This is a genomic window from Amycolatopsis palatopharyngis (genome assembly GCF_003385185.1).
GTDB lineage: Bacteria > Actinomycetota > Actinomycetes > Mycobacteriales > Pseudonocardiaceae > Amycolatopsis > Amycolatopsis palatopharyngis.
In genome coordinates, this window is record NZ_PQHZ01000015.1 from 48,120 (window position 1) to 67,120 (window position 19,001).

Annotated in this window: 17 protein-coding genes; 4 read left to right on the top strand and 13 right to left on the bottom strand. The window is 71.0% G+C overall.

The window, feature by feature from the left end:
• Positions 1 to 38 precede the first annotated feature (38 nt).
• Together D0C15_RS14060 and D0C15_RS14065 are read right to left on the bottom strand one after the other, a co-directional pair.
• Positions 39 to 992, bottom strand: a complete 954-nt coding sequence (locus D0C15_RS14060; protein ID WP_116045127.1) for a cobalamin biosynthesis protein CobD/CbiB — start codon at positions 990 to 992, stop codon at positions 39 to 41.
• Between the two features lie 105 nt (positions 993 to 1,097).
• Positions 1,098 to 1,766, bottom strand: coding sequence for a FadR/GntR family transcriptional regulator (locus D0C15_RS14065; protein ID WP_116045318.1), 669 nt, complete (start codon positions 1,764 to 1,766; stop codon positions 1,098 to 1,100).
• A gap of 144 nt (positions 1,767 to 1,910) precedes the next feature.
• Between D0C15_RS14065 and D0C15_RS14070 the strand changes: the two genes are divergently transcribed.
• A complete protein-coding gene (locus D0C15_RS14070; RefSeq protein WP_116045130.1) occupies positions 1,911 to 2,411 on the top strand; it encodes a gluconokinase in 501 nt (166 codons plus the stop codon).
• Between the two features lies 1 nt (position 2,412).
• On the opposite strand, the gene nudC is transcribed toward D0C15_RS14070, so the two are convergent.
• From nudC to D0C15_RS14100, 6 genes are all read right to left on the bottom strand, one after another.
• On the bottom strand, positions 2,413 to 3,435 hold the full coding sequence (gene nudC / locus D0C15_RS14075; protein WP_116045132.1) for an NAD(+) diphosphatase: 1,023 nt from the start codon (positions 3,433 to 3,435) through the stop codon (positions 2,413 to 2,415).
• A gap of 61 nt (positions 3,436 to 3,496) precedes the next feature.
• Positions 3,497 to 4,870, bottom strand: coding sequence for a M16 family metallopeptidase (locus D0C15_RS14080; RefSeq protein WP_116045134.1), 1,374 nt, complete (start codon positions 4,868 to 4,870; stop codon positions 3,497 to 3,499).
• Positions 4,867 to 6,150, bottom strand: coding sequence for a M16 family metallopeptidase (locus tag D0C15_RS14085; protein WP_116045137.1), 1,284 nt, complete (start codon positions 6,148 to 6,150; stop codon positions 4,867 to 4,869). Before D0C15_RS14085 ends, D0C15_RS14080 begins: the two co-directional genes overlap by 4 nt.
• Before the next feature lie 9 nt (positions 6,151 to 6,159).
• Positions 6,160 to 7,512 carry a DUF2207 domain-containing protein gene (locus D0C15_RS14090; protein ID WP_162830076.1) on the bottom strand — a complete coding sequence of 451 codons (1,353 nt, stop codon included), beginning with the start codon at positions 7,510 to 7,512 and terminating at the stop codon, positions 6,160 to 6,162.
• Between the two features lie 77 nt (positions 7,513 to 7,589).
• Positions 7,590 to 9,038: a DUF2207 domain-containing protein gene (locus D0C15_RS14095; RefSeq protein ID WP_116045143.1), complete on the bottom strand. Its 1,449-nt coding sequence runs from the start codon at positions 9,036 to 9,038 to the stop codon at positions 7,590 to 7,592.
• A 48-nt stretch (positions 9,039 to 9,086) separates the two neighbouring features.
• Positions 9,087 to 9,965: an RDD family protein gene (locus tag D0C15_RS14100; RefSeq protein WP_116045146.1), complete on the bottom strand. Its 879-nt coding sequence runs from the start codon at positions 9,963 to 9,965 to the stop codon at positions 9,087 to 9,089.
• Positions 9,966 to 10,218: 253 nt separating this feature from the next.
• Between D0C15_RS14100 and D0C15_RS14105 the strand changes: the two genes are divergently transcribed.
• Positions 10,219 to 11,226: a stage II sporulation protein M gene (locus D0C15_RS14105; RefSeq protein ID WP_116045148.1), complete on the top strand. Its 1,008-nt coding sequence runs from the start codon at positions 10,219 to 10,221 to the stop codon at positions 11,224 to 11,226.
• 107 nt (positions 11,227 to 11,333) lie between these two features.
• Here the strand turns inward: D0C15_RS14105 and D0C15_RS14110 are convergent, their stop codons facing one another.
• From D0C15_RS14110 to D0C15_RS14130, 5 genes are all read right to left on the bottom strand, one after another.
• On the bottom strand, positions 11,334 to 12,638 hold the full coding sequence (locus D0C15_RS14110; protein ID WP_116045150.1) for a DUF58 domain-containing protein: 1,305 nt from the start codon (positions 12,636 to 12,638) through the stop codon (positions 11,334 to 11,336).
• Between the two features lie 14 nt (positions 12,639 to 12,652).
• Positions 12,653 to 13,609, bottom strand: a complete 957-nt coding sequence (locus D0C15_RS14115) for an AAA family ATPase (protein ID WP_116045320.1) — start codon at positions 13,607 to 13,609, stop codon at positions 12,653 to 12,655.
• Positions 13,610 to 13,677: 68 nt separating this feature from the next.
• Positions 13,678 to 14,841 carry a DUF4350 domain-containing protein gene (locus tag D0C15_RS14120; RefSeq protein ID WP_116045323.1) on the bottom strand — a complete coding sequence of 388 codons (1,164 nt, stop codon included), beginning with the start codon at positions 14,839 to 14,841 and terminating at the stop codon, positions 13,678 to 13,680.
• Positions 14,838 to 15,470: a DUF4129 domain-containing protein gene (locus tag D0C15_RS14125; protein WP_116045154.1), complete on the bottom strand. Its 633-nt coding sequence runs from the start codon at positions 15,468 to 15,470 to the stop codon at positions 14,838 to 14,840. Before D0C15_RS14125 ends, D0C15_RS14120 begins: the two co-directional genes overlap by 4 nt.
• Before the next feature lie 6 nt (positions 15,471 to 15,476).
• Positions 15,477 to 16,463 (bottom strand): DUF7847 domain-containing protein, encoded by a 987-nt coding sequence (locus D0C15_RS14130; protein WP_116045157.1) that lies wholly within the window; start codon positions 16,461 to 16,463, stop codon positions 15,477 to 15,479.
• Between the two features lie 258 nt (positions 16,464 to 16,721).
• Here D0C15_RS14130 and D0C15_RS14135 point away from each other — a divergent pair, with 258 nt between their 5' ends.
• A complete protein-coding gene (locus tag D0C15_RS14135; protein ID WP_116045159.1) occupies positions 16,722 to 17,861 on the top strand; it encodes a neutral zinc metallopeptidase in 1,140 nt (379 codons plus the stop codon).
• A gap of 192 nt (positions 17,862 to 18,053) precedes the next feature.
• Complete coding sequence (locus tag D0C15_RS14140) at positions 18,054 to 18,998, top strand: PRC-barrel domain containing protein (protein WP_116045161.1); 945 nt, start codon at positions 18,054 to 18,056, stop codon at positions 18,996 to 18,998.
• Positions 18,999 to 19,001 lie beyond the last annotated feature (3 nt).

Consider the following 19,001-nt stretch of genomic DNA (forward strand, 5'->3'; position numbering starts at 1 on the left):
TGGATCTCCTCCGTGCGAGCGGATCCGTCAGACACGCCCTAACTCCTGCGGCGACGGCGCAACCCCACCAGCAGCGCGAGTACGGCGGAGCTGAGTCCGGCCAGCCAGCCGACGACCCTGGACAGCTCGACCGCCCTGGTCACGTGCCCGGTGTCAGGATTGCGGCCGTCGCCGAGCACGGGGAGTTCCTCCACCCCGTGCTCATAGACCGTCCGCCCACCGAGCCGGACCTCGAGTGCGCCCGCGAACGCGGCCTCCACCCTGCCCTCGTTGGGGCTGGGGTGGGCGAGGGTGTCCCTGCGCCAGGCGCGCCACGCCGCCGATGCGGAACCACCGACCACCGGTGCCGCGGCGACAGTCAGCGCGGCGGCAGCCCGGGTCGGCAGCAGGTTCACGAACTCGTCGAGCCGGGCGGCACACCAGCCGAACCGCCGGTATCGCGGCACGCGCCTGCCCGCGCCGCGAGCCAGGATCGTGATCGCGCGTGATCCGAGCAGCCCAGGAGCACCCGCGATCGCGCCCCACAGCAGTGGGGCGACCACGACGTCGGACGTGTGTTCGGCGACGGTCTCCACCGAAGCGCGGGACAGCCCGATCACCTCGAGTCCTGCGGTGCGGCGCTGGTCGAGGCCGCTCAGTGTGTGCCGTGCTCCGTCGAGGTCGCCGGTCTCGAGCTCACGTGCGAGTTCGGTGCCCTGCGCGGCGAGCCGGGCCCCGCCGAGCACTGTCCAGGTGACCACCGCGGTGCCCGTGGCCTGCAGTACCGGGCCGCGGCGGCCGAATCGCTCGGTGGCGACACCGGCGAGCACCGCCGCTCCGGCGAGGCCCGCGGTGTGCAGCGCACCGGGCAGCGGATGATCGGCGTAGACACGGGATTCCACGGCTCGGGACAGCGCCGCGAAACGGGTCGAGGGTTGGGCCCGCCGGGGATCACCGATCGCACCGTCGGCGAGCACACCCAGCAGCAGTCCAATAGCTCGCGCCGCACTCACCTGTGGCTCCCCGCTCGCCGTTTCCGGCCGCCCCCGATTCGCCCGCGGCCACCTCCCAGTACTGCGACGACCGTACCGAACTCGCGGGAGGCGCGGGGACGAGGTCTACTCGATCAGTTCGAACATTTCCTCGCGGGCCTGCACGACGATGTCCCGCATCGCCCGTTCGGCCCGGTCGGCCTGTCCCGCGGCGATGGCGACGGCGACCTCGGCGTGCAGCCGGACCGCGGCCGGTTGCGGTCGCGGCGGCATCAGCCCGTGTCCGGTCCTGCCGGTGAGCACCTCGGCGACGACCTCGGAGAGCTGGCCGAACATCGGGTTGCCCGAGGCGGTGAGCACGAGGTGGTGGAAGGCGATGTCGTGGTCGAGGAAGGCCCGCAGATCCGCGGCCCTCGCCGTGCCCGCGAGATGGTCGGCCAGCGCGCTCAGCCTGCCGCGCTGCTCCGGTCCGGCCCGCAGCGCCGCGAACCGGGCCGCACTGGGTTCCACCGCGGAGCGCAACTCGGTCAGATTGCGCAGCGCCGCCGCGCGTCCCTCGCCGTCGAGCTGCCAGCGGATGAGCCTCGGGTCGTAGTGATTCCACTCCGCCGGATCGCGAACCGTGACGCCGACGCGCCGTTTACTGGTGGTCAGGCGCATGGCCTCGAGCGTGCGGACCACCTCGCGGGCGACCGTGCGGGACACGTCGAACCGGATCTGCAACTGCTCGACGCGCAGGACGGTGCCGGGCTGGAGCGTGCCGCAGGCGATCTCGACGCCCAGTTCGTCCAGCATTCGCGCATGCCGTGCGTCCGCCACGGGTACCCCTCCGATCACCGGGCGCCAGCTCCCCCGGATCGAGGAGATTACACGGCTGGACCGGATTAAGTACGTTTTAAGCCTTGATTAAGTACTACTTTTGGGGTTGACTCTGCTGCCATGCGCGTGATCGTTGTAATGGGCGTCTCAGGGTCCGGCAAGACAACCGTGGGCACGGCACTGGCCGACTCGCTCGGGGTGGAGTACGCCGAGGCCGACACGTTCCATCCGCAGGCCAATATCGACAAGATGACCGCGGGGACGCCGTTGACCGACACGGACCGGTGGCCGTGGCTGCGCGCGATCGCGGACTGGATCGGCGAGCACGCCGAGACCGGTGGAGTGGTGACCTGCTCCGCACTCAAACGCGACTACCGCGACATCCTGCGGACGGGCGGACCGGCATGGTTCCTGCACCTGCACGGCGACCGCGCACTCATCGCCAAGCGGATGGAGACCCGCTCCGGACACTTCATGCCGGTGTCCCTGCTCGACTCCCAGCTGGCCGACCTGCAACCGCTCGCCGCCACAGAGGACGGGCTGACCGTCGATCTCGCACTGGGCCCGGACGAAATCGTCCAGCTCGCCCTCGACGCAGTCGGTGAGCGCGACACACTCTGAATCACGCTTCGGCGGCGGCCCACGCGTTCAGCATCACCTTGGCGATGGAGGAGTTACCCGGCAGCAGCAGGGCGCCGGGCTCGGGCTCGAATCCGGGCTCGTGGACCTCGTCCGCCGCCAGTGCGGCGCGCACCTCGGCCCTGCTGTACCAGTTGGCCTCCTCGATCTCGCCGTCCGCTGGCCACAGCGGGGCCGATGCGTCGGCCCTCGCCGCGAACCCCAGCATGATCGAGCGAGGGAACGGCCACGGCTGGCTACCGAGGTACCGGATGCCCCACACCTCGGCACCGACCTCCTCACGGATCTCCCGTTGCACACAGCCCTCGAGCGACTCGCCGGCCTCCACGAAACCAGCCAGCACGGAGTAGCGCCCGCGTGGCCAAATCGGCTGGCGGGCGAGCAGCACGTGCTCGCCGTTGGTGCCGACGTCGTCGTGCACCAGGCAGATCACCGCGGGATCGGTGCGCGGGTACTCCTCCCGCTCACAGGAGGCGCACCAGGACGCCCAGCCGAACTGCGTCCGTGACGTGGTCTCCCCGCACTGCGCACAGAACCGCGCCCGCCGGTGCCAGCTGCGCAGCGCCACCGCGGTGGTGAGCAGTCCGGCGGAGGCATCGTCCAGCTTGTGGCCGTGGCCCCGGAGTTCGACCCACAGTTCGCCGTCCGCGGAGGGCACTTCCTCCCAGTACCCCCAGCCGCCGCGCACCCGGATCGTCTCCCCGGTGTCGGCGGGTTCACCCGGCAGTGTCCAGTAGTCCGCGCCGTCCCATTCGCCGAGGAACAGCGCGTCCTCCGGCGGTTCGTCACCGAAGGACTGCGCCTTGCGGGTGCTCAGCGCGAACTGCCCACCGTCCTGATCGGACACCTTCCGCACGGGGGCCCGGCCGGCCTGGCCGACCAGCACCACCCGAGCGTCCGGCCAGCGGTCGCGCAGCCGCTCCCGATCTCCGCGCAGAGTCTCCTGCCGGTCCGCGCCCGAACGTGACAGTGCGGGCAGCGCACCGAATTCGAACGGAGCGCTCACTCTGAATCCATCTCTGTGTTCATCTCCAACACGCGGCCGACGTTCCCGCGCGACGCGTCAGTCACTCCTCCACGACCACATCGCCCAGCGCCGCCAGCTTCCTGGAGAGGCTCGCGGCGTCGCCGACGACCACCCCGGTGAACCGGGTGGGCGCGAAGAAGTCCAGCGCCGCCTCCGCGACCTCCTCCGTCGTCACCTCGGCGAGGCGCGCCGGGTGGGCCGCGAGCCAGTCCGCACCGAGCCCGACCGACGCCAGCGCGGAGAGCTGGTTGGCCAGGCCGTGCTGCGAGGACGTGGCGATCAGCAGGGAGCCGATCGCATACTGCCGCACAGACTCCACATCGGACTCCGACGGCGGGACGAGCCCCAGCCTGCCGAGCTCGTAGCGGGTCTCCAGCAGCGCCGGGACGGTGACCTCACTGGCGGTGTCCGCGTCGACCTGCACGGTCGCGGTGTTGCCGGTGAACTCGAACCCGGAGTGAGCCCCGTAGGTGTATCCCTTGTCCTCCCGGATGTTCTCCACGAGCCGGGAGGAGAAGTACCCACCGAAGGTCAGGTTCGCCAGCTGCAGTGCCGGATAACGCGGGTCGGTGCGCGGCAGCGCCTGCCCGGACAGCCGGATCTGCGATTGCACAGCACCGGCGCGCGGTACCAGCAGCAAGGCTCCGCCCTCGACCTCGGGCAGCGGCGGCAACACCGAGGCCGAGCTCTCGGATGCCCAGTCCCGCAACGCCTTCTCGATATCGCCGATGACCGACTGCGGGTCGACGTCACCGACGATGACCATCGTCGCGCCGCGCGGCAACACCGCGCCCGTGTGCAGTTCCCGCACGCCGGCGGCCTCGACCACGGCGACGTCCTCTGCCTGCGGCATCTCCCTGGTGTACGGGTGGTCGCCGTAGCGGCGGCGCTGCAGCGCCTCCCGCGCGATCACCCTCGGCTGTGTCCTGGCGACGGCCAGACGCTCGCCGATGCGCTCGGCCTCCCTGCGCACCTCGGTGTCCGCATAGGACGCGCTGGTGAGGATGTCGGCGAGCACGTCGAGCAGCGTCGGCAGGCCTTCGGCAAGCGAGCTGCCGCTGATCGCGAGTCGTTCCGGGTCCACCACGGTGCCGAGCTCGCCGCCGATCAGCGCGAGTTCGGTGTCGATGGCGACGCGGTCGCGTCGTGCCGTACCGGTCAGCAGCGTCTCGGCGAGCACCTCCGCCGTCGCCGGATGCATGGGGTCGCTGCCGGCGAACGGGATGGACAGCCGCAGCTCCACCAACGGGACATTGGCCTTGCGTACGGCCAGCACCCGCAGACCGTTTCCGAGTACCGTGTCCACATGCGACAGATCTGCCGCCACGCCCTGATCACCGAGCGGCGGTACCTCGCGGGGCCCGTGTGACGTGCGGCCGATCTCCTCGGCCGTACGGTGCGTAGCTGAAGTCACTGGGCTCCCCCCTCTGGCTGAACCACCAACACGGCGCGCGAATCCGGGCGCAGGCCCTTGGCCGCGGCGGACACGTCGTCGGCGGTTACGGCGGCGATACGATCGGCGATCCCGTAGACGAGTGCGGGATCGGAGTAGAGCAGCTCGAACGAACCCAGTGCGAGCGTCCGCGAGACGAGGCGGTCGTGCTCGGCGTGCAGACTCGCACTCCAGCGGGCCGTGATCTTGGCCAGTTCCTGTTCGTCCGGCGGGTTGGCCGCCAGCCTGTCCAGCTCCTCGTCGAGTGCGCCCAGCACCTGGTCGGCGGACACCTCTGGCGGGTGCACGGCCGTCACCGAGAACGTGTCCGGGTCGCGGGCCTCGAACGGGCCGAACAGTCCGGCACCGGCATTGATGTCGGTGACCAGTGGTTCGGCGTGCACCAGCCGCTGCTGCAACCGCGATCCGTCACCGTCGGCGAGCAGACCGGCCAGCACCAGGTGGGCCAGGTAGCCGTCGACCTCGTTGACCGGGTCCGGCATCCGGTAGCCGACCGCCAGCGCGGGCAGCGGTGCGTGCGGATCGATATGCGTTTCGCGCAGCTCCCTTTCCGGGCGCGGTTCGGCGAACGACGGCCGCGCGGGCCGGGGCCGCACCGGCACGTCGCCGAAGTGCTTCTCGATCAGTTCCCGTGCGTGGTCGATCTGGATGTCACCGGCGACGGTGAGTACGGCGTTCGACGGGGCGTAGTAGGTGTCGAAGAAGGCCGCACAGTCCTCGAGCGTGGCCTGCTCCAGGTCGGTGAAGTCGCCGTAACCGTTGTGCGCGTTCGGGAACGTCGAGTAGAGCACCGGCGGCAGCAGGATCCACGGGAACCCGCCGTAGGGCCGGTTCAGCACGTTGAGCCGGATCTCCTCCTTGACCACATCGATCTGATTGGCCAGGTTCTCCTGCGTCAGCTTGGGCGCCCGCATCCGGTCGGCCTCGAGAAACAGCGCCCGCTCCAGTGCCGCCGAGGGCAGCACCTCGAAGTAGTCGGTGTAATCCGGGTGCGTCGAGCCGTTGAACGTGCCGCCGCTGCCCTGAATGTGTCTGAAGTGGGCCAGCTTCTCCAGGCTCTCGCTGCCCTGGAACATCAGATGCTCGAAGAGGTGAGCGAATCCCGTTCGCCCCTCCGGCTCGGAGCGGAAGCCCACGTCGTAGTGCACGCTCACGCCGACCACCGGTGCGGTGCGGTCGGGGGCGAGCACGACCCGCAGGCCGTTGTCGAGAGTGAGTCTGTGTAGCTCGGGTACGGCCATGCGGCCACCCTACGGGGTGTGGCCTGCGGCGGCGATGCTCACGGTCAGGGTGCCGACGAGCTGCCGGATCTCCGCGACGGAGGCGGTGTCACCCCTGCCCTCCCGCAGGCCCAGTGCCACGGCCCAGGCCCGGCTTGGCGGGCATTCGGCGGCGACCACCCGATGCGCCAAGACCTGCGCCAACGCCGTTCGGCCTGCCGCCGTGCGTTCCGGCAGCAGGGAAGCTCCCGCGGCCACCGTCGCGCCCGCCAGCGCGAGCACCACTCCGAGCTGGGCGTGGCCACTGGTCAGTGTGAGCAGCAGGGTGAGAAAGATGCCGTAGCCGATCACCCTGAGCCCCGCACCGCGCAGCCGGTTGCCGCGCAGGTAGCCCAGTCGCACGAGGTCGGCGCGGGCGGCGGCCAGTAGCGCGGGCGGATCAAGGCGGTGCCCCGCACGCACCTGCCGCAGCAACAGGGGTTCGAACTCGCCCCGCGGTGCCCGTGCTTCGAGGTCGAGCAGCGCCGCTGCGAGGTCCACGGCGTCAACCCGGCCGACGACGAGCGGGCCGACGTGTCCCGGACGCAGCCCCGGCGGCAAGCCCCGCCGAGGCCCGGGGCCACGCGGCGTGACGCGCCGATCCCCGCGTCTGGCGCGTCCGACGACAAGCGCGGCCCCGGCCACGAGGACCAGGAGCGCGCCCCATGCCCACCGGACCGCCGGGGTGGCCAGGAACGCCCCGGCCAGGGTCCCCGCGGGCCGGATCCGTGGATCGACGGGCACGGTGCCAGCCGGTAACTCCACGCTGAGCCGCAACCGTTCCCCGGACGGCAGGTCACGCTGGCTGAACCGGGTGAGCCCGTCGTGCCCGATCTGGGCGGCGAGGCACGGCCGGTCGCCGAATCCGGCCGGTTGCGCTCCCACCGCGCACCGCACTGCCGCCGGGATCCGCGGCGCGGCGAACGAACCCCGCACCAGGACCAGATCCGTGTCCCAGTCACCGGCGGGCTGCCAGTAGACCAACGCGCGACCGGCACCTCCATGCTCGACCGCACCGTCCACGGTGTACCGGACGACCGTTGTCCCGCCACCGAGCCGGATGGTGAACCGGTCGGCGAACGTCTCGGCCTGGCCGGTCCCCTCGATGCGCACATCGCGCACGGTCAGCAGCCGTTCCCGAGCTTCGTCGACCGGAACTCGCAGGGACACCTCCCGCACCATCCGCTCTCCCCGTGGCACCGAGACCACCTCGGTCACCGCGAGCGCGCCGTCCCGCCGCACGATCAGTTCGACCTCGACGCTGCGCGGCAACGTGGGCAGGGGCGGCGTCGCGGGCCACGCTGCCGCGGGAACCGGGGTCACCGCGAGAAGGGCGATGAGCACGCAGGCGAGAACTCCGGTTCTGCTTCGTAACGCCCCGCCGCCGCGACAGCGGAACTTCGCCGGCCGCACGCCACCCCTCACCGCGACCTCGCACTCCGCCGTTTCTGCCGCCCGGTCAGGTGCTCGGACTCGGCGAGGACACCGGACAGATCGACGAGGAAGGCATTCAGGTCCCTGCCCTGCCCGGCCAGCCGCTCGTCCTCGGCGAAGGCAGCGACCCAGTGCTCGACGCAGCCGAGTACCAGGGCGTAGGGCAGGGAACGGGTGAACACCAGTTCCCGGTCCGCGAGCGGAAGGCCGGCAGGGCGGAGGGAATTCAGATGGTCCAGCAAGCCCCGCACCTGTCCTGCGAGCAGCCTGCCGCGCGCGGTCCGGGGTGGCAGCAGTCCCCTGCCACGGTCCGGTCTGCGGGAGAACCAGCCCTGCCGCACCGCGTCGTCGTACATGGCGTCGATGACCGGAGTCAGGTCAAGATCCCTGCCGTGCGACCGGGACAGCGAAAGGGCACGGGCCGGATCGGGCAGAAGGGTTGCCAGCAGAGTCCGCTCGTAGTCGTGCAGATCCGCATCGGCCGCGTTGAGCAGCACGATCTCCCAGCTGTCCGCGTCGTCGGAGCGCACGTCGAGATAGCGCCGTACCACCAGATCCAGCACGGTCGCGCTGATGTCGGCGACATCCACGACGCCGTCCATGACGGTGCCGATCTGACCGGGCAGCACGCCGTCCGGCGAGCTGAACCGCACCCGATCCCCGTCCCGCAGCAGGACCTCCACCGGCTCGGCCACGCCGAAGGCGCGTGCGTCGCGCCTGCGAGCCAGCAGGACCACGAGGCCACCGGCCACGAGCGCGAACGCGAGCAGGCCGCCGAGCGCGAGCGCCAGCAGCCATGGCCAGGTGCGGCCGGTGGGAACGAACTCGGCCGTCGTCGTGACGGTGGCGGAGGGCAGCCCGACGGCGAGCACCATCCGCTCCCCCGCTGCCAGCGGGGCCTGCTCGGCACGTACGACGCCGGTGTGGTCCACCTCAGCCAGGCCGCACTGCCTGCCCGACCCCGGAGTTCCGGCGAGACAGGTGATCGGCGAGGCGCGTTGTACCGGCGCGACGAAGGAGGCACGTACCGACGAGAGGCCGGTGTTCCAGCCGTCCGCGACTCGCCAGCGGACCTCCTGCCTTCCCGGCAGTCCAGCCACCGCTCCGTCCACTGTGTACGAGACTGTGGCGTTGCCCCTGACGACCACCCGGAGCTCGTCGTCGGCCACCTCGACGCTGCCGGATCCGGCGACCACCGCCCCGCGCACCCGGTACCGGCGCTCGCGGCCGTCGCCTGCGGGCTCGACCAGCGAGGTCACCCGGGAGAGCTCCAGGCCGGGAGGCGCGGTGATGGTCTCGGTCACCGCGAGACCGCCTGCCCGTTCGACCTTCATCTCGACGTCCAGTGTGGAACCCGCGTCCACCTGCCCGACCGGCACGGCGAACAGCCCCACCGACACGAGCACGGTCCCCCAGCGGGCGAGCTGTGTGCGCACGGCTGCAGACGATAGAGGACCTGGTCCGCCGCGACCTTCCAGGCGCGCTCAGCCGGGCGGAGTGAACGGGTTGTCGTTGTCCGGCGGTGTCGGGCCAGCTGGCGCGGCAGGCGGGGCGGCTGGCGGCTGGGGTTGTTGTGGCGGCGGGACCTGCTGGGGTGCGGACGGCCGGGCGTATCGCCCTGCGTACTCCCGGTTCCGGCGCTCGACCAGCACTGCGGACAGATACGCCCATGGCGGCACCCAGGCCGGTACCGGTGCTCCGATGCGGTTCGCGACCTCCATCGCGAGCCGGTGGCCGAGCTGCTCACGCGCGGCCTCGCCGAGGTCGCCGTAGCGGCCGAGGTACTGGCGCCCGGCGAGCGCGAGGTCGTCCGGCAGGTTCGACAGATCGAGCTGCGCGGCCCAGCCGGCGAGCGAAGGAGGCATGCTGATGGCGGCGGTGGTGACCTCCGGCGCGCGCTCCCGGATCACCACTGTCCCGGCGAGGAAGTCGCCGACCCGCTTGCCCTTCTCCGAGATCAGCGACACGATCATCGCGACCACGCCGAGGAAACCGAGGGCCCAGAAGTCCACGAAGAACCCGGCGAGCGCCCTGGTCAGCGCGTGCCGGAAGCGGATGGGACCGCCGTCGTCGCGCACCGTGCGCAGACCCATCGCGAGCTTGCCGAGGGTCCTGCCGTGGCTGAGGGTCTCGAAGATCGTCGGGTAGCCGACCAGCACCAGCACGGCGAGCGCCAGCATGATCGCGCCGAGCAGCGCTCCGTCGACGTCGCCGAGCCCAGCGAGCAACAGCAGTGCGACCAGCAGCAACACCACCTGGACCAGCACGTCGAGGGCGAACGCGACGCTGCGGCTGGCGAGCCTGGCCAGCCGCAGTTCCAGAACGACGGCGTCTCCGGTGACAAGATCGGACTCTGGCTGCATGTGAAGAATGTATTGAGGGTTAGCACAACTCGGTGGACGGGGGCTGCCCGGAGCTTGCGGAGAAGGGCCCCCGCTACGGCATGCTTTTCCGCCGCAGTAGGGGCAGCTCGCGGCGGCCGAGTGCAGGTAACATGCGCACGACAGCCGAGCCTGCGCGTGTGCGTAACACTCATTTGCATAAGCCTTGTTCCGGCAGTCGGATGCCCATGCCCGGCCCCTCGGGGCCCGGCCGAGGAGAGGACCCGGTACCGGAGTGGACGTCGACCTTTTCGTCGCCGAGCACGGTGCCGATTGGGACCGGCTCGGGGAGCTGGTCCGGCGCAGCGGACGGTTGAGCGGGCCCGAGGCCGATGAACTCGTGCTCCTGTACCAGCGGGCCGCGACGCATCTGTCGATCGCGCGGTCGGCCGCCCCGGATCCCGCACTGCTGGCGCGGCTGTCGTCGCTGGTCGCACGCGCCCGTTCCGCCGTGGCCGGGACGCACAGTCCCGCCTGGCGGGAGGTCGGCCTGTTCTTCTCCCAGCGGTTTCCCGCGGCGGTCTACTTGAGCAGGCGATGGTGGCTGGCGAGCACCGCGGCGTTCGTCGTGGTGAGCGGTCTGCTCGCGGTGTGGGTCGCCGGGGATTCAGACGTACAGGCCTCGATCGCGGCGCCGGAGGAGATCCGGCAGCTCACCGCTCCGGGAGGAGCGTTCGAGTCCTACTACTCCAGCGAGCCTGCCGCGTCCTTCGCGGCGCAGGTGTGGACCAACAACGCGTGGGTGGCGGCAGGGGCGCTGGTGCTCGGGGTACTGCTGTGCCTGCCGGTGGTGTTCATCCTGTGGAGCAACGCGCTCAACCTCGGGGTGTCGGCGGGGCTGATGGCCGATGCCGACAGGCTGGACGTGTTCTTCGGCCTGATCGTCCCGCACGGACTGCTGGAGCTGACGGCGGTGTTCGTCGCGGCGGGAGCCGGTCTGCGGCTGGGTTGGACGGTCATCGACCCGGGCCCGCGCACCCGGACGGCGGCGCTGGCCCGCGAGGGCCGCGCGGTGGTCGCGATGGCGCTGGGCCTGACGGCCGTACTACTGGTGTCCGGGGTGATCGAGGCGTTCGTGACCCCGTCGGGCCTGCCGACCTGGGGCAGGATCGGCATCGGAGTGTTCGCCGAGGTGGCGTTCCTGGCGTACGTGTTCATCCTCGGCCGCCGCGCGCGGCTGGCCGGCGAGACCGGTGACATCGGCGCCGACCAGGCGGGAGACCTCGCACCGACCTCCGGCTGACCCGAGGGACCGGGTCAGTAGGTACGCACTTTCCCGGGAAAGCGCGCTACGTGCACGTGCAAGTACCGCGCTTTCCCGGGAAAGTGCGAGGGTTTCTGAGCCGAGCCCTACAGCCGGCCCGCGGCCTTGAGGTCGAGGTAGCGGTCGGTCAGCGCGGGTGGCAGTTCGTCCGGGGTCGCGTCGACCACCTCCACGGCGCCGCCGCCCTGCCTGGACAGCAGGGCGATCGCGTGCCGTCGTTCGGCCAGGGTGCGCTCGGCCGCGGCCGCCGCGTACACCGCTTCCGCGTCGCCCCGTCCACGCGCCATCCGAGCCACCTTCGGATCGGACACCCCGGCCACCAGTAACTGGTGCCTTGACGTCAGTGGCGCGAGCACCGGAAGGAGCCCTTGCTCCAGTGGCGCCGGGTCCAGGCCGGTCAGCAGGACCACCAAGGATCGCCTGCGGATTCGGCGCAGGAGCTCGTGCACCATGCCCCGCGCGTCCGACTCGACCAGCTCCGGTTCCAGTGGCGCCATCGCGTTGACCAGTGCGGGCAGCAGCTCCGCCGACGACGCGCCCTGCACGCTCGCCCGCACGCCTCGGTCGTAGGCGAGCAGGTCCACCTGGTCCCCGGCCCGCGACGCCACCGCCGCCAGCAGCAGGGCCGCGTCCATCGCCGTGTCCAGCCGGGTGCCGTCACCGATCCTGGCCGCCGCGGTCCGGGCGGTGTCGAGGACCAGCAGCACATGCCGGTCCCGCTCCGGGCGCCAGGTACGGACCATGGTCTCCGGCGATCGGGCCGTCGCGCGCCAGTCGATCGAGCGCACGTCATCCCCGATCACGTACTCCCGCAGCGAGTCGAATTCCGTGCCCTGTCCACGGATCAGCGTCGCGCGTCGCCCGTCGAGTTCGCGCAGCCGCTCCAGCCTGCCCGGCAGGTGTCTGCGGGAGTGAAACGGCGGCAGCACCCGTACCGCCCACGGCACCGAATGCGAACCCTGCCGCGCGGCCAGCCCCAGCGGCCCGACCGAGCGCACCGTCACCCGGTGAGCTCGCCGATCACCCCGCCGTGTCGGACGCAGCGCCACCGCGACGACCTGCCGCTGCCCCGGCCGTACCGTCAGCGCGTGCCGGTCCCCCAGCACGCCCGCGCTGGGTGGCCAGGCGTCGCGCAGCAGGCCTCGCACCGTCCGGCCACCGGGGTTGTGCACCGCCAAGCGCACCTCAACCGTTTCACCGAGCCGCACCGCCGTGTCGCCGGAACGGCTCAACCCCAACGCCCGCACGTTCCCCGCCAGCAGCAGATCCACGAGCACGGCCAGCAGTACGACGCCCGAGACCGCCAGCACTCCCGCCGCGGACGGCAACGCAAGGCCGACCACGAGCGCGCCCAGCAGGGCGAGAAGTCCGGCACGTCCGGTCAGTGCCATGCCCGCATCACCCGCTATCTCGGCACGGGCACTGTCGCGAGCACCCGCTCCAGCAGCCCGTCGGTGGTCGCGCCCTCGAGTTCCGCCTCGGGACGCAGCTCGATTCGGTGGCGCAGCGCGGGCCGCGCGAGTGCCTTCACGTCGTCCGGCGTCACGTACGCCCGCCCGGACAGCCACGCCCACGCCCGCGCCGCCCCCAGCAGGGCCGTCGCACCTCGGGGGGACACCCCGAGCCGCACCGACGGCGCCCCTCTGGTCGCACGGCAGAGATCCACGGCGTACCCGATCACCTCGGGACCGACGGCCACAGCCGCGACCGCGGCCCTGCCCGCCGCCAGCTGCTCGACACCCGCGACCGGACGGACCCCCGCCGCACCGAGATCGCGCGGGTCGAAGCCTTCGGCGTGCCTGCGCAGAATCCCGATCTCGTCATCCCGCGACGGTGCGGGCATCGTCAGCTTGAGCAGGAACCGGTCCAGCTGCGCCTCGGGCAGTGGATACGTGCCCTCGTACTCCACCGGGTTCTGCGTCGCGATCACGATGAACGGATCGGGCAGCCTGCGCCCGGTGCCGTCCACCGTCACCTGTCGCTCCTCCATCGCCTCCAGCAACGCGGACTGGGTCTTCGGCGGCGTGCGGTTGATCTCGTCGGCCAGCAGGAGGTTGGTGAACACCGGCCCCTCCCTGAAGGAGAACTCGGCGGCCCCTGGGTCGTAGACGATCGATCCGGTGACATCGCCGGGCATCAGGTCGGGAGTGAACTGCACCCGGGTGGTCCTCAGGTCGAGCGCGGTGGCCAGCGCGCGCACGAGCAGCGTCTTCGCCACTCCGGGAACGCCTTCGATCAGCACGTGTCCCCGGCACAGCAGCGCCAGGATCAACCCGGTCACCGCGGCGTCATTGCCCACCACCGCTTTACCGACCTCTGCCCGCAGCGCGATCAGCGCCTGCCGTGCCGCGGTGGGATCGATCGCCGGATCGCTCACTGCCAGACCTCTCTCATTCGCATAGCCTCACTGTCATTCGACATACATCCGGTTCACCTGCCGAGACTGGCACAATCGCGCTCGAGCGCGTCCAGTTCGTTCGCGAGCCGGACCAGTTCGCCCTCGCCGATACCCGTGGTCGAGTACAGCAGCGTCCACACCGCACCCGGCGTTCGCCCCGTACGTGCCGCCACCGCCTCGGCCACCACCCGCGAATCGCCCACTTCCGCAGGGGACAGCCCGATCGAGGGCAGCATTCGCTCCAGCGCGGCCTTACGCAGCGCCTGCGCAGCGTGCTCGGCTGAGCCCGCCCTCCGATACAGCCGCGCCCTGCCCTCCACGGTCTCGGCCGCCCGCACCACCACCGGCAGCGGTTCGGTGACCACCGGCCCCAGCCTCCGGGCCCGCCACAACGCCAGCAGCAAAACCCCGACGCCAACCTGCACGGCCCCGAACGTCCAGCCGCCGGGAATCAGGGTGTAGATCGAGGCTTCGCCGGAACGCAGGGCGCCGTCGCCTGCTGCCGGGAGGTACCAGACGAGCGTCGGCCGCTGCCCGAGCAGGTGCAATGCCAGCGCGGCGTTGCCCTGCTCGGCGAGCCGGGCGTTGGTCAGTGGTGCCGTGTCGCCGAGTGCGGTGAGCCCGCCGACGCGATCGGCCACTGTGGCCAGTGGGCCCGCTTCGCCGCCGTGGCGATAGCAGACCTCGGCGTCGGTACCCGCTCCCGTGGTCCGGTACATGCTCCCGCCCAGTGCGAGCGGGCCCGCGGCCCTCGCGGCTTCGAGTTCGCAGCCGGGGGGCACGATCTCGGCCTGGCCCGTACCCGCGGTCGCCAGTTTCCCCGTCAGGCCGGCGAGTGTGTCGGGCGCCGGATCCAGCAGTACCAGTTCCGCGGCACTGTCCCGCAGTCCACGCAGTTCCTCGACCCGGATCCGGTTCGGGTGGGTGACCAGCAACGTGGCAGCACCGCCGAGCTGTTCGCGCGCCTCTTCCGCGGTCCCGGCCAGCTCCACCCGGACGCCCTGTGCCTCCAGCAGTCTGGCCAAGGCCCTGCTGCCCGCCTCCTCTGCCGAACGAGGGTCGAGGGCACCTCCCGCGCCTGCGCCGATCAGAACGGTGAGCAACGCACTGAGCAGCAACACCGTGACGATCGCGACCGGCGCGCGGGCCCTGCGCCAGATCCCCGCCGCGTCCGGGCTGGTGGAGGTCGTCGTCACCGCGACGCCACCGTCGGCCGGGCCGCCGAAACGCTCAGCTCGAGGTCGGCCAGCCACTGGTAGGCCTGCTGGTCCACGTTCCTGCCCCCGTAGTGCACGTCGTCGAACAGCACGGCGGCACGACGCAGCCGCTCGGCCTCGCCTGGCAGCACGTGTCCCGCGTCCACCGCGGCCTCGTCCGCCGTCCGGCCGGACCGCTCGTCCAGCACGCCACGCTCCTCCAGTCCGCGTACGAGGGCACGGAACCGCTCGCGCACGGCTTCGCCGGTGTCACCGGCGGCCAGTGCCCGCTCGGCACCGGCGCGGTGATCGGCCACGGAACGCACGCGCCCCGCGAAGACCGGCGTATCCCCGCTCCGCCTGCCCCTGGCCAGTTTGCCGACTCGCAGCCGGATCACCACGACGATCGCGGCCAGGACGAGCACCAGCACGACGAGGCCCACCGGGCCACCTGGCACCAGTCCGGTGACCCCGTCGATCATCTCGCCGATCCGGTCGAGCCCCCACTTCACCAGCCGGTCGAACCAGCTCGGCTGGGCCTCGGCGTAAACGGGATCGGCCAGTTCCGCGCGCGCGGCCTCCCGCGCGGCCTCCCGGTCGATCTCGACCGGCACCTCGGCCAGAAACACCGGGTGTCAGGCCGTGCCCGCAGCGCGCGCCAGCTCGATGTCCATGCCTTCCTTGCGCATCCGCTGATCGATGTAGAGCAGCGCGGTGACGCCTGCGCTGAACGGATAGGTGATCGCGCCCGCGACCACCCCGCCGAGGGCGGACAACCAGATCCCGCCCGTGGACATCGCCGTGCTGTTGCCGAACGCGCTGGCACCGTCACCGAACAGCTCGAACGGGATGGAAATGATCATCGAGATGATTCCGGCGATGATCGCCGCGAGCAGCAGGATGCCGAAGGTGCGCCACCACGATCCGCGCACGAGCAGCCGCGAACGACCGAGTGAGCTGAACACCCGGCCGCGTTCCAGCACCAGCGCGGGCGTGGCGAGCGCGAACAGCACGTACAGCCAGATTCCCGGGATGATCAACAGGATGAGCCCGACCATCACGATTAGCGTGTAGACGACGGTCAGCCCCAGCAGCGGCAGCAGCAGCGGCCGGATCTCACTCCACACCTCGCCCGCCCGCACCGGCCTGCCGAGCACGGCCTTGCCGATCACCACGGTGAGGTAACCGGACAGGAACGTGGTAGCCAGCACGGTCACCACGACCGTGATGCCACTGGCGCCGGCCAGATCGCCGAGCATGTCCAGGGCCTCGTCCTCGGTCATGGCCGCGCCTGCCTCCACGGCCTGGAACTGGTCCTGCATCGTCGTCAGCACCAGCGCGTTCAGCAACTGCACGACGGCCATCACCGCCGCGGCGGCACCGATCATCAGGGCGGGATTCCTGCGCATCGTCGTGATCGCGCCATCGAGGATCTCCCCCACCCGCAGCGGGCGCAGTGGAATCACGCCCGGCTTGCCGTGCCCCATCGGAGACATCGGCCCCCCATAGCCGGGCGGCGGCGGAGCAGGCGGCAGTCCCTGGTCCGGTGGGACGTGCCCGCTGTTCTGCTGCCCTTGGCCGTACCGCGGGTCTGGCGACGACCATCCACCCGAATCGCTCATCGAAAAAACCTGTGCCCTCACTCGTCGGAAATTGGTGACAGCCTGGCAGAGCTACCACTGGGTGGCCAATGCGAAACGCCCTGTCTCGACCAAGCCGTGACCAGCACGACCATGGGTCCGAACCCGCGCAGTGGCACATAACGCCGACCCCGCTGGCTATGCTTCGAACAGGACCCGTACCGGACGGGAACATCTCCAGACGCACCGTCAGACGCTTGACAGCGGCGGGCCAGACCGACGACCCGGGGAAACGCAGAGATGACGCAACCGCCGCAGGGCCCGTGGTACCCGGGCCCCGAGGACCGGCGACCCGGCGGCCCGCAGGGGCCGCTGCCGCCACCGGTGCCCCGGCCGTTGCCTGGTCCGTGGCAGTACCCGGCTCCCCAGCAGGGGCAACATGCGGCGGCCCGCCCGGCCCATTCCCGGGGTCCGATCATCGCGATCTGCCTCGGCGTCGTCGCGACCCTGGTGCTCTGCGCGGTTGTGGTGGTGTCGTTGCTGGGCGGCAGCAAGGACCAGGTCGCGGGCACGGGGTACGGCGACTACCCGAAAGCCACGGGCGCGCCGCCGGTCGAGACGAGCAGCAGCACCGCCACGAGCGCGGCACCCTCGCCGAGCATCAGCAGCGGTCCGCCGACCTACCGGTCACCGGAGACACGGCCGAGCGACACCGGGCCGCGGAAGATCTTCACGCTGGCCGACCATCCGATGCTGCAGAATCCTGACGCCGGGCTGAAGAACCGCGCCTGCGACCTCCCCCAGTGGCGCAGCGACCCGGCTTCCGCGCAGGCCTTCTTCACGGCGGCGGGTCAGTGTCTCGACGCGGCCTGGGGCCCGTTCCTCGAGCACTACAACCTGCCCTTCACCTCGCCGAACCTGCACTTTCCTTCGGGCGCGAGTTTCCAGACCGAGTGCGGGACGATCCAGGTCGGCATCGCGACGGCCGCCTACTACTGCGAGAACAACCTGTACGTGCCCTTCGCCGGGTTGCAGACCGACCAGTACGGCGACAACCCCGGCGTCTACCTCGCCCTGTTCGCCCACGAGTACGGCCACCACGTCCAGGAGGTCAGCGGGCTGATGGACGCAGCCTGGGAGAAGATCTACGAGGCCGGTCCCAACAGCCAGCAGGGACTGGAGATGTCGAGACGCAAGGAACTACAGGCACAGTGCTTCTCCGGCATGTTCCTCGGCGCCCACGTCGACCAGGGCGGCACGATCACCAGGGACATGTACAACAAGGCCTGGGACGACCAGGAAACCAGGGGTGATGACACCTCGGGGACGCGCGACCACGGCAGCAACGCGCACTACGCGGGCTGGTGGCGGGCAGGTGCGAAGGAGAACCGCATCGTGGACTGCAACACCTTCGCCGCCGCCAGCGCCGACGTCTCCTGAGTTCCACCCGCACTTTCCCGGGAAAGCGCGCGCAGCAACCGCCATCCACCCAGGTGAGGCAGGCCCAACCGGCGCACTTTCCCGGGAAAGTGCGGGAGTTGGTTGTCGTTGTTTCAGCGGTCCGTGTCCGGGTATCCCGGCAAAACGGACGGCATGGGCGGACCATGTCCACAAGCTGAGTAGGTGATCGTTGTGACGACGGGACAGACTCCGGCCGATGAGGGAGCCAACGCCGGGACCTTGACCGGCCAAACGGTGACCAGCAAGGACGGCAAGCGGCTCGGCAAGCTTGACCACATCTACCGCGGCCGCCGCTCGGGCGCGCCCGCCTGGGGATTGGTGACCTCGCGCTTCCACAAACGGCATCTGGTGCCATTGGACGGCGCCACACCGGGCTCGGACGGTCTGCACGTCGCGGCCGGGGCGGACGAGGTGCGCCACGCTCCCCCGGACGACGGCGGAACAGGGGACGACCTCGCCCCCGAGACCGAATCCGCACTCGAGCGGCACTACTCCCACGAGAACCCGGCATACGAAAATCCGGCATACCCAGCACAACCGGCACCCGCCGGCGCCCCAGCAGGGGTCGTCGACCACACCGGCAGAGACGTCGACGACAACAGGGGCGCGCATCGGCACCGTTCGGTGTTGTCGATGCAGCGCAGTCGCGGTGCGGTGAGCGGCACCCTGCTCGTGCCCCTCGGGATCTGGGGCGCCCTGATCCCGTTCATCGGGCCGTACTTCAACGTCGCGTTCGGCACCGACCAGACGTGGGCCTTCAGCGGCGACCGCTTCTGGCTGAGCATCCTGCCCGGGATCGTGGTGGTGCTCGGCGGGCTGCTGCTCGCGCCCAGCGCGAACCGGATCACCGGCGGACTCGGCGCTTGGCTGGCGCTGGCCGGCGGAATCTGGTTCGTGATCGGCCCCGCCATGAGCCAGCTGTGGGGTGCGGGCGGGGCCGGCGCGCCGATCGGACAGCCTCTCGGCGGCGCCGGCATGCGCACACTCGAACAGATCGTCGCCTTCTACGGGCTCGGCGCCCTGATCACCGCGCTCGCGGCGTTCGCGCTGGGCAGGCTGACGGTGCGGTCGGTGAAGGACATGGGACCGGCGCGCTCTTCGGCCCAGGTCGAATGAGGA